This window comes from Alkalicoccus luteus, assembly GCF_012034335.1.
Lineage (GTDB): Bacteria > Bacillota > Bacilli > Bacillales > Salisediminibacteriaceae > Alkalicoccus > Alkalicoccus luteus_A.
Genome location: NZ_JAATHJ010000001.1, coordinates 150,581 through 163,700, shown reverse-complemented (window position 1 = coordinate 163,700; position 13,120 = coordinate 150,581). Strand labels below are relative to the sequence as shown.

The window sequence follows — 13,120 nt, the reverse complement described above, 5'->3', positions numbered from 1 at the left end:
ACACTACTTTGCAAACGACAGAATTAATTGAGCGCTCGATGCATTTGAACCACGGCTATTCATTTCAGGAATATGAGCAATGCATTGAACGAAAGCTTACCGTAGAACGCCGCCGTTCCCGCAGCTATCAGGAAGGACTGGCCCAGGTGCATGCGATCAATCAGCGCATCCGCTAATGAAAATAATCAAAATCGAAAGCCCCGGACATTTTTTCTGTCCGGGGCTTTCTGCAGCCCTTTTATAAATCTGCATGACGATGCGCTGCACTTTCCGATTGTTTTATATGTTTTCAGATAACATCGATTGCTCTTGCTATGTGACACAGACGTTATCTAAAAGCCCATTACATTAGCATTATGTAATTCCCTCTAAATACGTTTACTCCCACAGGTTTCTGGATATAGTTAACTATCACATTAATAGGAGGGAACAGCGTATGAACGATGTAACCAACGAATTTCAGGCATTGCTCAGCGATCTCATTGGCTCTCTTGCGAATATTGTCGTCGCACTTTTGCTTTTGCTGCTCGCATGGGTCATTGCACTCGCCGCAAAAAATATTATTTCAAAGGGTCTTAAAAAGCTTGGCGCTCATAAAGGCCTCGCTAAAACTCCGCTCGTCAAAAGCGAAGAACAAGGTGCAAACATACTGGAAGCGACCTCTAAGCTGGTTTATTTTCTAGTCTTCATTTTATTCCTGCCGGCTATTTTAGATGCGCTTAACATGGAGTCGGTCGCTGGTCCAATCGCCAACATGACCGAAACGTTCCTGGCATTCCTGCCAAACATATTTGCAGCTGCTATTATTCTATTTGTCGGTATATTTATTGCACGACTCGTTAAGGACCTTGTTTACCGATCTCTTGAAAGTCTGAAGGTCGATCACTGGTTTAATAAATGGACTCGCTTCGAAGGCTCTTCTTCAATGAAGCTGTCAGCGATTCTTGCTAATATCGTGTTCATTTTCCTCCTGATCCCGATCATTACGGTCGCGCTTGAGACGCTGAACATTCAGATGATTTCCGAGCCGATCACGAACGTCTTTAACAGCATTCTTGCTATGATTCCGAATGTCTTTGTTGCCATCATTCTCGTACTGGTAGGTTACTTTATCGCCCGTTTTGTTGGTGATCTCCTTATCAACCTGCTGCAGCGAACTGGTGTCGACAATGTATACAGCTTTTTTGAAATGGACGGGCCAAAAAGCAATTCCTTCCGTGTGTCCACCATTCTTGGACAGATTGTAAAAGTAGTCATCATTATCTTCTTCACGGTTGAAGCACTGAACGTGCTGCAGCTGGAAGTATTGAATAATATCGGCGGAGCAGTGCTTGCTTATCTGCCGCTGCTCGTCAGCGCCCTGCTGATCCTGCTTCTCGGTTTATTCGCAGGCCATTATCTTGGTGCACTTGTAAAGAAGTACTCCGGAAGCGGATTCTATGCTTCTCTTGTGAAGTATACAATCATCGTGTTTGCAGCGTTTATGACGTTTGATCAGCTGCAGTTCGCTACAACGATTGTGAATCTGGCATTCCTGCTGATTCTCGGTGCGGTTTCCGTCGCCTTTGCTATTGCCTTTGGTGTCGGCGGACGTGACTATGCCAAGACGAAGCTTGCAGAGCTTGATCGCAAAATGAAGAAAGAAAACGACAAGCCGGCTGACCCGTCTGCCGGACCAAAAACACCAGGCGGCCAGAGCGGTCCTTCAGGAGCATCCGGTACGGCTGGCGGTTCAGACCGTACTCCGCCGGTGAACCCGCCTCGTCCACCTGAAGAAGACGCAGCTCCAAAGCCGGTTGACCCGGACGATCCTGATCATCCGGACCACCCGCGTCCGTAATAACCTAACGACGAAAACGCCGTTCAGCTTGATGCTGAGCGGCGTTTTTTGTTTTTCATGTACTCTCCGGTTGCGCCAGTATACCCCATTCTGTATATTGGCTAGTAGCAATCCATTTACGCAAGGAGGTTCTTTTATGAACCAAGCATGGATGATCGGACCTGCTCTGATCCAGCTCAGCTGGATTTATTTCGGTATCGCCCTCACTATATCCTGGGTGGTGCTTCGCTGGCTTACCGTTTATCGTCACCATCCAAACGCACGTGAAGAAGCACTGAATGCTTTGCTGACCGGTATTCTCGTAACGGTTTTCAGCAAAATCATTTTTCGATTCCCAATACTTCTCGAAGATCCGATGACCGTGCTTACCTATCCGAGCGGCTGGCGAGAGGCCTTAGCAGGATTGGCTGCGGCCGGAGTTATCCTCTACCGCGCACAGCGAAAAGCAGCCATTCGAGAGCTGATTCCAGCTGCTGCTCTGCTGTTTCTGATGACGCACGCGGTATATACCGTCTTCTCCCAGCCCACCGGCATTGGAATACATCCAGCCGCACTTTACATGCTGATCGCTTCAGCAGGTGCCTGGATCATAGTAAGGCAAAAGCCGAATTGGACAGGATCAACGATCGCTCTTTGGGGACTCACCATGACAGCCGCAGCCTATGTGACTGCTCCGCCCGTATATTTCGTCATGATCGTGCCGCCGCCATTCTTTTTAAGCTATGCTGCAGCTGGTTTGCTCACCGCTGTTTACCTATCTGCCCGGGTGAGAAACGCGCCGTCCTATTCGTCTTAATCATCGTTAGACCCTGCGCAGCCTTCTGCTCGCAGGGTTTTATTGAATAGTCTTTTCCCTCTTCACCCTCTGCTGAACAGCTTTACATCAGGTACTCTGCACTTGAATGAATATTCAGTCAGGTAATCTGCCATTTCTCTTACCTTATTCTTATATATTACGATTTTCGAAATATATATTTAGGTATATAGACCCTTATTGTATATTTCCCCCCTTATAACAGGCGGGGCTTTTATCGATTTTATGCCTTTATTTGCACACAAAACGTGCATAGACACGGCACTTCGGTAGTATTTTCTCAATTCTAAAAATTCAATAGATTTATTGTGAAAATAATTGTAAAATTCTAATCAATGCGGCTGATCCTTCCTTGATAGGGGGAAGTTGTCTGTCTGGATATTATCCGCACATACTATTTTGAGGAAAAGGGGCGTTTTGATGAAAGCAGCATTTCGTAAAAGTGTTGTTGTTTCAGTAGCAGCGTTAGTTGCCGGTTCCGGATTCAGCGGCACCGCAGTAGCGCAGGAATCTTCTGATGAAGCTTCCGTTGCCACATTCCATCTCGATGCAGATGGCGTTACAGAGGGCGACATTTCCGTTGTCGTGGAAATTGATGAAGAATCTGTTCTCGCTGCAGAACAGAGCGGCCGCTCTCAATCGGCAGAAGCACTTGAGCAGGCACGTGCCGATATTTTTGAAGAATTGGCAGAAACCATTCCGGAGGCTGAAGTAAATTACGAGTACGATACGGTATTCTCCGGATTTTCTCTCGAGCTTCCTGGTGAAGAGCTGTATGAGCTTTCCTCTGTTGAAGGCATTAAAGCCGTATACCCGGATGTTGAATATGAAGTAGACAGCGTCCAGTCTGACGAATTCTCCATGGGCGAAGTATCACCTGAAATGGATGAGAGCGCTCCTTTCATCGGATCTGATGAAGCATGGGAGGCAGGCTATACGGGTGAAGGTGTGACGGTTGCTATTCTCGATACCGGAGTAGACTATACGCATCCTGATCTGGCACACGCATTTGGCGATTACAAAGGCTGGGACTTCATCGATAACAACGATGACCCACAGGAAACACCTCCTGGAGATCCACGCGGCGGTTCTACGAATCACGGAACGCACGTAGCGGGAACAGTAGCAGCAAACTTTGACAGCCCGTTCACCGGTGTAGCACCTGACGCGACGCTTCTTTCCTACCGCGTACTTGGACCAGGCGGAAGCGGATCTACACAGGGCGTTATTGCCGGAATCGAGCGAGCAGTTGAAGATGGCGCAGACGTCATGAATCTCTCTCTCGGAAACGCAACAAACGATCCGGACTTCGCGACAAGCCTCGCGCTTGATCAGGCGATGGCTGACGGGGTCGTTGCTGTATCCTCGAACGGAAACAGCGGACCAAACAACTGGACGGTCGGATCTCCTGGTACATCCCGAGATGCGATTTCTGTTGGCGCAACACAGCTTCCTTTTGATCTTTACACAGCTGAAGTTGTCACAGAAAGCGGATTGGATTTGTCTTCCGCTCAGGTAATGGGATACACAGACGTAGATGATCTCCTTGCCTTGAATGAAGGTGAGTACGAGCTTGTTGATGCAGGTCTTGCCAGCGAAGAAGAGGTTGCAGAAGCTGACCTTGAAGGGAACATCGCGCTGGTGGAACGTGGCGAATTTGCATTCGTTGATAAAGTAACAAATGCTGCAGCAGAAGGCGCTGTCGGTGTTGTCATGTATAACAACGTAGCAGGCTCCATGCCTGAAATTCCAGGAATGGCGCTGCCGACTCTCATGCTGAACCAGGATGACGGCCAGCAGCTGCTGTCGGATGTCCAGGCAGGCAACAACACCGTCTCCTTCGCGATCGAGTTTGACCGTGAAGTCGGTGAAACGATGGCTGATTTCTCTTCCCGCGGACCGGTTATGGACACGTGGATGATTAAGCCGGACGTTTCCGCTCCTGGTGTCGGAATTGTCAGCACCGTTCCAACTCATAATGAAGAAGAGCCGCACGGCTATGCTTCCCTGCAGGGTACGAGCATGTCCGCACCGCACGTAGCAGGTGCAGCAGCACTGATCCTGGAAGCAAACCCGGACTGGGGCGTTGATTTTGTTAAATCTTCTCTTATGAACACAGCGGAAAACATGGTGGACCGCGATGGCAATCCTTATGCACATAACTCACAAGGTGCAGGAAGCATCCGCGTGCTGGACGCGATTGAAACAGAAGTACTCGTTGTTCCGGGAAGCCACTCCTTCGGTATTTTTGAAAAGAAAAATGGCCGCCAGGTGGAGCGTCAGCACTTTGAAATTCATAACACGTCTGATGAAGCAAAGCGTTATTCATTGGAACTGACTGGCATGGAAGGCGTCCGCCTGCAGAACAGCAACAACCTGCGCGTACAGCCTGGACAGTCTCAAAACCTGAACTTCGGCGTACAGGTTGATGCATCTTCACTCGAGCCTGGCTATCACGAAGGTACCATTCAGCTGAGCGACGGATCTTCTACCATTGAAGTACCGACGATCCTCTTCGTCCAGCAGCCGGACTACCCGATCATGAGCCAGCTTTCTCTCAGCATTAACAGTGCCGGAGACCTTGCTGGAACGGTGAATCTGCCGGCCGGCGCTGATTACTTCAGTGCATGGATCGTCGAAACTACTGGTGCAGTAGCTCCTTATGAGACTGCGGTTTCAGAGGATGTCTCCAATGGGATCCACGGCTTTACATGGGACCTGACATTCGGCGGTGAAACCCCTCCTGCCGGAAGTTATGAAATTATCACCTATGCGAAGCTGGGTGAGCAGGAACTTTACATGTCCGGCGGAGTATTGACACTTAACTAATAATGATTTTATAAAAACCGTTCCGGGAGCGAAAAGCTCCTTGGAACGGTTTTTTCATTGAACGGAATTTTTAACTGCTCTTTTGTGACAGAGCAAATTTTCATATGATAAAAAACGACTTTTTAAGCACATATTATATGGATCGCTTTCGGAGTCCGGAAGCCTCCTTCTTAGCTCTTTCTTTCAGGAACGAAAAGCTGCACAACTCGTCGCACATGCAACTTACAGCTTGCCCAAACTGAACACTGCGCCGTCTGAACGCAATGTAACGGCATGCCAAAGCGATTCAGGCAACGTAACAGATCATGATAACGAATGAAATGACACAAGGCGCTGCAAAAGCAACGTAACGAGGTCATCAACCGAACTTTCCCCGCTTCCGCTCGCATGGTCCATACAAAAAAGGCCCTCCGCATGGGAGAGCCCCTTTCATTTGTACCTTAAAGCATCTGGCTGATCGATTTTGGAAGCAGGTACTGAAGCAGGTAGTCCGGGCCTCCGGCCTTCGAATCGGTGCCGGACAGCTTGAACCCGCCGAACGGGTGGTAGCCGACAATCGCCCCGGTACAATTACGGTTGAAGTACAAGTTCCCGACGTGGAAGTTCTGCTTCGCGTACTCGAGGTGGTCGACGTTGTTCGAGATCACCGCGCCGGTCAGGCCGTACTCGGTGTTGTTCGCAATGTCGATTGCCTCTTCGTAGCTCGATGCCTTGCAGAGAGCAAGCACCGGTCCGAAGATTTCCTCCTGCATGATGCGCGCATCCGGTGCGGCATCGCCGAAGATCGTCGGCTTGATGAAGAAGCCGGTGCTGTCATCGGACTCGTCGCCGGTGAGCAGCGTCGCTTCCTTTTTGCCGATCTCAATGTAGCTCGTCACCTTGTCATACGCCTTCTGGTTGATGACCGGGCCGAGGTAGTTCTCGTACTTTTCGCTGTCCCCGAGTGTCAGCTTTTCCGTCTCTTCGACGACGCGCTGCGCGACCGTGTCGTACAGATCCTCATGGATCACCGCACGGCTGCCGGCCGAGCACTTCTGGCCGGAGAAGTTGAACGCAGCCGTGACGATCGCGTTGACCGCCGTTTCCACGTCGGCATCCTGGTCGACAACGACCGTGTCCTTCCCGCCCATTTCCGCGAGCACGCGCTTCAAGTGCCGCTGGCCTTCCTGCACCTTCGCCGCCCGCTCCATGATGCGAAGGCCGGTGGCCTTCGAACCGGTGAACGTGATCAGCGCCGTGTCCTTGTGATCAACGAGGTAGTCGCCGATTTCGTGCGGCTCACCCGGCACGAAGTTCAGCACGCCGTCCGGGACGCCTGCTTCGCGCATGATGTCCACAAACTTCGCGGCGATAATCGGCGTCGGTTCCGCCGGCTTCAGGAGCACCGTGTTGCCGGCGACAAGCGGCGCCACCGTCGTCCCCATCATGATCGCGGCCGAGAAGTTCCACGGCGGAATCGTCACGGCCACACCGGCCGACGTGTAGATGTACTGGTTGCTTTCGCCGTCACGGCTCTCGATCTTCTTGCCGTCTTTTAGTTCGATCATCTGGCGGCCGTAGTATTCGAGGAAGTCGATCCCTTCCGCGACTTCAATGTCCGCTTCCACCCACGGCTTGCCCGCTTCCTTGACGACCGTCGCGGACAGCTCATGCTTGCGGCGGCGCATGATCGCAGCCGCACGGAACAACAGCTCGGCGCGCGCGACCGGGTTCGTCTGGCTCCAGGCCGGGAACGCCTTCTTCGCGGCGGCAAATGCCGCGTCGATCTCCTTCGTGGACGCCTTGGAGACGCTGCCGATGACTTCGTCGTGGTTGCACGGGTTGTAGCTGACGAGCTTGTCCTTGGTCGTGACGTCCTTGCCGTCGATGACGAGCGGGTACTCTTTCCCGATATCCTGCTTCACGACCGCAAGGGCCTCTAAAAATTCCTTCTGATTCTCTTCCTTCGTAAAATCCGTAAATGGTTCGTGCTTGTAATCTGTATACACCGCAATCACTCCTTCAAATAGAATAAACTAACCGCTTACTTAGCAAGTACTTTTTCAATGCGCTCCAGTGCCCAGTCGAGATCCTCTTCCGAAATGATGAGTGGAGGAGCAAAACGGATCACGTTCTCGCGCGTTTCTTTACAAAGCAGGCCTTCTGCTTTCAGTTCTTCACAGTAGGAACGGGCAGGCACTGTCAGTTCGACACCGATAAACAGGCCTCGTCCACGGATTTCTTTAATTTTGTCGTTATCAATTTTAGCAAGGCGCTCGCGGAAGTAGCTGCCGAGTCTGCGGGAGCGGTCAGCAAGCTGTTCGTCTTCCAGAACGTCCAGAGCAGCAACAGCGACAGCTGCGCCGAGCGGATTTCCCCCGAAAGTAGAGCCGTGCGAACCTGGATCAAAGACGCCGAGTACATCTTCATCTGCCGCTACGCAGGAGATTGGGAACACACCGCCCCCGAGCGCTTTCCCGAGAATGTACATATCCGGCTTTACTTCTTCCCAGTCGCACGCGAATGTCATGCCGGTACGGCAGAGACCGGTTTGAATTTCATCTGCGATGAAGAGCACGTTATGCTCGTTGCAGAGCTTCTGTGCTTCTTTCAAAAAGCCTTCCGGAGGCAGCACCACGCCGCCTTCTCCCTGGATCGGCTCAACGAGAAACGCTGCCGTGTTCGGCGTAATCGTCTGCTTCAGCGCTTCAATGTCCCCGTACGGGATCGTCTTGATACCTGGAAGCATCGGTCCGAATCCAGTCGTATCATTTTCTTCGGCAGCGAGTGAGACAGCTGTCATCGTACGACCGTGGAAATTGCCGTGACAGGCGATAATTTCTGCCTGGTTGTCCGCAATGCCCTTCCGTTGATAGCCCCAGCGGCGGGCTGCTTTAATCGCTGTTTCAACTGCTTCTGCGCCGGTGTTCATTGGAAGCACAAGCTCTTTGCCTGTCAGCGCACTGACTTTATCATAGAAGAAACCGAGCTGATCGTTATGAAACGCGCGGGATGTCAGCGTCACCTTTTCAGCCTGATCTTTCAGCGCCTGGATGATTTTCGGATGGCGGTGACCCTGATTTAATGCAGAGTATGCACTGAGCATGTCAATATAGCGGTTGCCTTCCGGATCTTCCACCCAGACCCCTTCTGCTTTCGATATCACGATTGGCAGCGGATGATAGTTCCGCGCCCCGTGTTTTTCCGTTTGAGTAATAACTTCCTTCGTGCTTACTGTCGTTGCCATGTTTATCACCCTTTCCATTGATCATAAGGCGTTCATCAACAAACAGAATGCCATCATGATGTTCCATCACTCTTACTATGCAAGAAGGATGCCAACTTTTAAAGCGCTACATGAAAGGGGTTTCAACTTTCGGATCGCAAAATTATTTGTCTTAAGCAGAAAAAAGCATGCCAATCATTTTTGCGTCAGCGCATCGTTTTCCGGATGCCGAGTTTTTTCATACGGTACTGCAGACTCTGTCTGCTCAATCCGAGCGTTTCAGCCGTCTCCTGGATCTTAAAACGATGGCGTTCCAGCTGTTCGAGTACAAACCGGCGCTCGGCTTCATGCAAATAGTCTTTCAGCGTAATGTTTTCCACCGCTGCCGGCTCCGGTACAATAGCTTCACGGCGCCGTTTTTTCTGAAAATGTAGCGGAAGATGGCGAACTTCAATGCGGTCTTCTTCGGTCATCATATTCATCGCACCTTCAATGACGTGCTCCAGCTCGCGTACGTTGCCGGGCCAGTGATAGTCGGTTAACAGCCCCTCGGTCTGTGCGCTGACTCCCTGCACATCCATTTGAAAGAGATCATTGTATTTGGTGATGAAAAAATCCGTCAACACCGGCAGATCCTCCATACGCTCCCTGAGCGGCGGGACAAACAGCGCTACGACGCTCAAGCGGTAGTAGAGATCTTTTCGCAGCCGGCCTTCTGTTACCGCATCAATCGGGTCTTCGTTCATCGTTGCGATCAGACGGACGTCGATCTTTTTTTCTTCCTGCGCGCCGATCCTGCGCACCGATTTCTCCTGAATGACTCGCAGCAGCCTCGACTGCAGATCCGGACTTAACGAGTTCAGCTCATCCAGTAAAAGCGTCCCTCCCTCAGCCTGCTCAAATAAGCCAAGTCTATTCTCCGCCCCGGTAAAGGCTCCCTTCACTGTCCCGAAAAGAATGCCTTCAATCAGACTTTCCGGCAGAGCCGCACAGTTCTGGCTGATGAACGGACCAGGCGAGCGGCTGCTGCCGTTATGAATGCTTTGAGCGAACAGCTCCTTTCCCGTACCGGTTTCCCCTACGATCAGAACGGAGGAAGTTGTCCGGACGGCGCGGCGGGCGTGATCAATCACTTCTTTTAATGCGGGACTTACGCCGATAATATCCTCAAAGCTGTAGCGCCGGCTTCCGTTTCGCATGTTCTCCTGAACGAGCCGCTCCAGCCGGGTGATATCCTTCGTAACCTCGAGCGCCCCAATGATCGATTCTCCGTCCCGTACGGGAAACGTATGGTTGATCGTCGTGATCTCCACTCCGCGCTTATTCATGTATGTCTGCTTTTCGTTTCGTGCTTCTTTTCCCTCCGCCATCGCCCGGTGGAGCGTGCTGCCACCGTCATCGGTGAAGCGGAACACCTCCCGGATCGGCTGGCCGATTACTTCCTCCGGATCCATGTTTTCGATCTCGGACAGCTTGCGGTTATACATAATCGTTCTGCCGTCAGTATCAATTGCATGCACGCCAACATCAATTTCCTCCATCAGCTTTTCATACATTTTTAAGTTCCGCTCATGCTCCTTCACCGGCAAGCCCCCTCTACAGCAAATTTTTTTGTCATCATAGCAGGTAATACGGGAAAAAGCAAAAAAACCTGTCGTATCTCAAATCGCCGAATTAACAGGTAAGCTTGATGAGAAGAAGATAAATAATGTAATAGCTGCCTTGAAAATAGCTCGTTCAAACAACGTACGTCATCGGCGAAGGCTTACAAAGGGCTTGTTCTCGACTCCTATTGGCGAAAGAGCGTGTCGCCAACATGGATCTCGCACTGCGCTGATCCTTCAGGTGTGCCTCGCCTTCGCTTCACGGCTCTCTTGATTTTATTCTTTCATGGTGCAGGTTGTCGTTGCATGAGTGTCTCTGTTAACGTTCATTAACAAAGCTTATGTAATAAAGCAGACCTCCAATATGGTTTACAGCATTTCAAAAAAGAGCCGGAGGTCCATGTCGGACCTCCGGCTCTTTGTTCGTCAGCGGGGTGACGGCCTGTCTAAAAAAGGCTGCGTTTCCTTACTTTTCAGCGTGTTCCTTTACACGGAACCAGCCTGGTGTGTTTACAATCGCATTCCAGAGCGGCTCTGGTACGACCAGTTCTTCGCGGTCATCGACAGACAGCTCGGTACGGATTTCATCTTCACGACCTTCTGCCACTTTTTCAACCCAGTACGGCTCTGCGACCAGCTCGCGTCCGATTGCGATGAGCGGAACGCCACCTTCCATCGCTTTGTCCACGTCATCCGGTGTGTGCAGCGATCCGACGCCGACGACCGGGATTCGTTCACCGACCGCGTCCTGAATCATCTGCACACGGGAACGGGAGTCACTCTTGTCGCGCATCGATCCTCCGTGAAAATCCTGAACGGAAATGTGCAGGTAATCGAGCTTTTCGCTGCTCAGACGCTCCACGAGCTGCATCGTATCTTCCATCGTAATCCCCGGATTTTCCATCTCCTCCGGCGAAATACGGTATCCGACGATAAAGCTGTCATCGGCTTTTTCAGCAGCCTTCAGCACGCTTTCGACAACTGCGAGCGGGAATGCCATCCGCTTTTCCAGCGTGCCGCCCCATTTATCCGTGCGGCGGTTGGAATGCGGCGAGAAAAACTGCTGAATCAGATACGTGTTGGCGCCGTGAATTTCGACCCCGTCAAAGCCAGCTTCGATCGCACGGCGCGTTGCTTCACCGAACGCTTCAATCATTTCCTCAATCTCCTCCGGCTCCAGTTCGCGAGGTGTAACGGCCCCTTCTCTTACCGGCGCTACAGCGCTGGCACTGACCGGCTGGCCGTCCGGCAGCAGCTCTGGGGGTGCCATACGACCGCCGTGGAAAATCTGCAGGATCGCTTTTGCGCCCTCTCCCTTAATCGTATCTGCCAGCTGCTTGAGGCTCGGAACAAGCTCGTCGCGTTCTACGCCGATCTCGCCCGGGAAGCCCTGTCCGCCAGGCGTGACGTTAGCACATGCAGTGATAACGGCACCGACACCGCGGGAACGCTCCCGGTAATAATCGCGCTCGGCCTGCGTCGTTTCCCCGTTTTCAGCTGAAGAAAAATTAGTCATTGGAGCAAGCATTATCCGGTTGCGCAGCTCTGCCCCGTTTCCAAATGTATAAGGTTCCATAAATCGTCTCATGTTCATTTCCTCCTTTAAATCGTTCATGCCTTTCTTATTGTAAGCAGATTTACGGGGAATGAGAAATGATCTGCTCATTCCTCTTGCAGATTCTCAGCGAATGTGCGAAACTTTAAATCGTAATAATTTCGATTTATAACGTTGATCAGGAGGAGATGACGATGCTCTCTGCGAGACAGGAGTTTGCAAGACGGCGATGGCTCGAATCGGTTCCGGAGCCGCTCAGAAGTGTCTATGAATACGTCTATCAGCGGGAACTGCAGCTGGCCGATGCAGCTGATTCAGAAAGTGATCTGCTCGAGGCGGCCCGCCGCAATCCGCCCGTGCTGGAAGCATCCGAAGTGTTCAACCTGGATCCGATGCACGTCTACACGCTCATTCAAAAGCTTGATGCTGAATATATAGAAACCGCCCCTTCGATTGAAGAGGCGGTTCAGGTAATCGACTATACAGATGTCTATAAAAAGTCAGACGATGCTCGCGAGCGGTACCTGCTGATTCGGACTCAAAGGTAAACCGAATCGTCTTTTGACAGCCGCTCCAGCTTCAAGCTGGAAAAACAAGCTTCATACGAGGCATTCTTTCCCGGACAGCAGGCGTAAATCCCGGCCTCAAGCGGCTGCCCAGCGCTCTCCTCCAAATGGGCGATACGAATTTGAAACCAGCTGTCGCCATCTTTTGAGGTGTCAATGAATACTTCATTTCCGACGCGGCTGATCCGGAAGAAAATCGGTTTATCCGGATCAGCCTCGGGCTGGGAGGACCAGTCTGAGTAGCCGTGCGTTGTGACGACAGCTCCAAGCTTGGATGGTCCCTTTTCGATGTATTCCAGCGATACTTTGACCCAAGTCTCCTCTGAATGACGCAGGTAGATGCCTGCCTGGTCATACTGATGTTCTGCACGACCGCTGCAGCGGACCGTGAGACGAAAATCACCCTTCATCCGCCTAAATAAAAATGGTCCGTTGTCATGACAAAAGCCATAGTGCGTCCGCTGCCAGTAATCCGTTTCAGCAGCCGGGGCAATACAGAGACCTTTTTCCCCAACGTGCCATTCTGGCTCGTTTCTCCACGTGAAGCCTTCCGGAATCCCATCCTTAAAATCCGTTTCTGCCAGCAGCTCTGCCATCTCCATCCCGCCCCTTTCTGAAACTGGTATGTACTCACCTTTACCCGCTTTACGATAGCTCAACCCACTGTTTTTAAGCTTGCTTAAAGGGGAATAGCACGACGAAAGGAT

Annotated in this window: 10 protein-coding genes; 5 read left to right on the top strand and 5 right to left on the bottom strand. The window is 51.4% G+C overall.

Annotated elements, in window-relative coordinates; translation table 11 throughout:
- Nucleotides 1-8 precede the first annotated feature (8 nt).
- The 4 genes from HCN83_RS00875 (at nt 9) to HCN83_RS00860 (ending at nt 5,483) form a co-directional block, all read left to right on the top strand.
- Nucleotides 9-176: a hypothetical protein gene (locus HCN83_RS00875; protein ID WP_168004415.1), complete on the top strand. Its 168-nt coding sequence runs from the start codon at nt 9-11 to the stop codon at nt 174-176.
- A 260-nt stretch (nt 177-436) separates the two neighbouring features.
- Nucleotides 437-1,840 (top strand): mechanosensitive ion channel, encoded by a 1,404-nt coding sequence (locus tag HCN83_RS00870; RefSeq protein ID WP_168004414.1) that lies wholly within the window; start codon nt 437-439, stop codon nt 1,838-1,840.
- A 136-nt stretch (nt 1,841-1,976) separates the two neighbouring features.
- Complete coding sequence (locus HCN83_RS00865; RefSeq protein ID WP_168004413.1) at nt 1,977-2,636, top strand: hypothetical protein; 660 nt, start codon at nt 1,977-1,979, stop codon at nt 2,634-2,636.
- A gap of 438 nt (nt 2,637-3,074) precedes the next feature.
- Nucleotides 3,075-5,483 carry a S8 family serine peptidase gene (locus HCN83_RS00860; RefSeq protein ID WP_168004412.1) on the top strand — a complete coding sequence of 803 codons (2,409 nt, stop codon included), beginning with the start codon at nt 3,075-3,077 and terminating at the stop codon, nt 5,481-5,483.
- Nucleotides 5,484-5,923: 440 nt separating this feature from the next.
- On the opposite strand, the gene pruA is transcribed toward HCN83_RS00860, so the two are convergent.
- The 4 genes from pruA to HCN83_RS00840 all read right to left on the bottom strand — a co-directional run bounded on the left by pruA (nt 5,924) and on the right by HCN83_RS00840 (nt 11,886).
- A complete protein-coding gene (gene pruA, locus HCN83_RS00855; RefSeq protein WP_168004411.1) occupies nt 5,924-7,471 on the bottom strand; it encodes an L-glutamate gamma-semialdehyde dehydrogenase in 1,548 nt (515 codons plus the stop codon).
- Between the two features lie 35 nt (nt 7,472-7,506).
- Nucleotides 7,507-8,709, bottom strand: a complete 1,203-nt coding sequence (locus HCN83_RS00850) for an ornithine--oxo-acid transaminase (RefSeq protein ID WP_168004410.1) — start codon at nt 8,707-8,709, stop codon at nt 7,507-7,509.
- Between the two features lie 185 nt (nt 8,710-8,894).
- On the bottom strand, nt 8,895-10,244 hold the full coding sequence (locus tag HCN83_RS00845; RefSeq protein WP_168004551.1) for a sigma-54 interaction domain-containing protein: 1,350 nt from the start codon (nt 10,242-10,244) through the stop codon (nt 8,895-8,897).
- Between the two features lie 514 nt (nt 10,245-10,758).
- A complete protein-coding gene (locus tag HCN83_RS00840) occupies nt 10,759-11,886 on the bottom strand; it encodes an NADH-dependent flavin oxidoreductase (protein ID WP_168004550.1) in 1,128 nt (375 codons plus the stop codon).
- Between the two features lie 155 nt (nt 11,887-12,041).
- Between HCN83_RS00840 and HCN83_RS00835 the strand changes: the two genes are divergently transcribed.
- The gene (locus tag HCN83_RS00835) at nt 12,042-12,395 is read left to right on the top strand and encodes a hypothetical protein (protein ID WP_168004409.1); all 354 of its coding nucleotides are present in this window, start codon (nt 12,042-12,044) and stop codon (nt 12,393-12,395) included.
- Here the strand turns inward: HCN83_RS00835 and HCN83_RS00830 are convergent.
- Complete coding sequence (locus tag HCN83_RS00830) at nt 12,386-13,072, bottom strand: DUF1349 domain-containing protein (RefSeq protein ID WP_168004408.1); 687 nt, start codon at nt 13,070-13,072, stop codon at nt 12,386-12,388. The two genes, HCN83_RS00835 and HCN83_RS00830, sit on opposite strands and share 10 nt — an antisense overlap.
- Nucleotides 13,073-13,120 lie beyond the last annotated feature (48 nt).

Bases quoted from the DNA above. Each gene is read 5' to 3' on its own strand.
- HCN83_RS00850 (WP_168004410.1), bottom strand. From the start codon at position 8,709: ATGGCAACGACAGTAAGCACGAAGGAAGTTATTACTCAAACGGAAAAA.
- HCN83_RS00870 (WP_168004414.1), top strand. From the start codon at position 437: ATGAACGATGTAACCAACGAATTTCAGGCATTGCTCAGCGATCTCATT.
- HCN83_RS00835 (WP_168004409.1), top strand. From the start codon at position 12,042: ATGCTCTCTGCGAGACAGGAGTTTGCAAGACGGCGATGGCTCGAATCG.
- HCN83_RS00845 (WP_168004551.1), bottom strand. From the start codon at position 10,244: ATGTATGAAAAGCTGATGGAGGAAATTGATGTTGGCGTGCATGCAATT.
- HCN83_RS00865 (WP_168004413.1), top strand. From the start codon at position 1,977: ATGAACCAAGCATGGATGATCGGACCTGCTCTGATCCAGCTCAGCTGG.
- HCN83_RS00840 (WP_168004550.1), bottom strand. From the start codon at position 11,886: ATGAACATGAGACGATTTATGGAACCTTATACATTTGGAAACGGGGCA.
- HCN83_RS00860 (WP_168004412.1), top strand. From the start codon at position 3,075: ATGAAAGCAGCATTTCGTAAAAGTGTTGTTGTTTCAGTAGCAGCGTTA.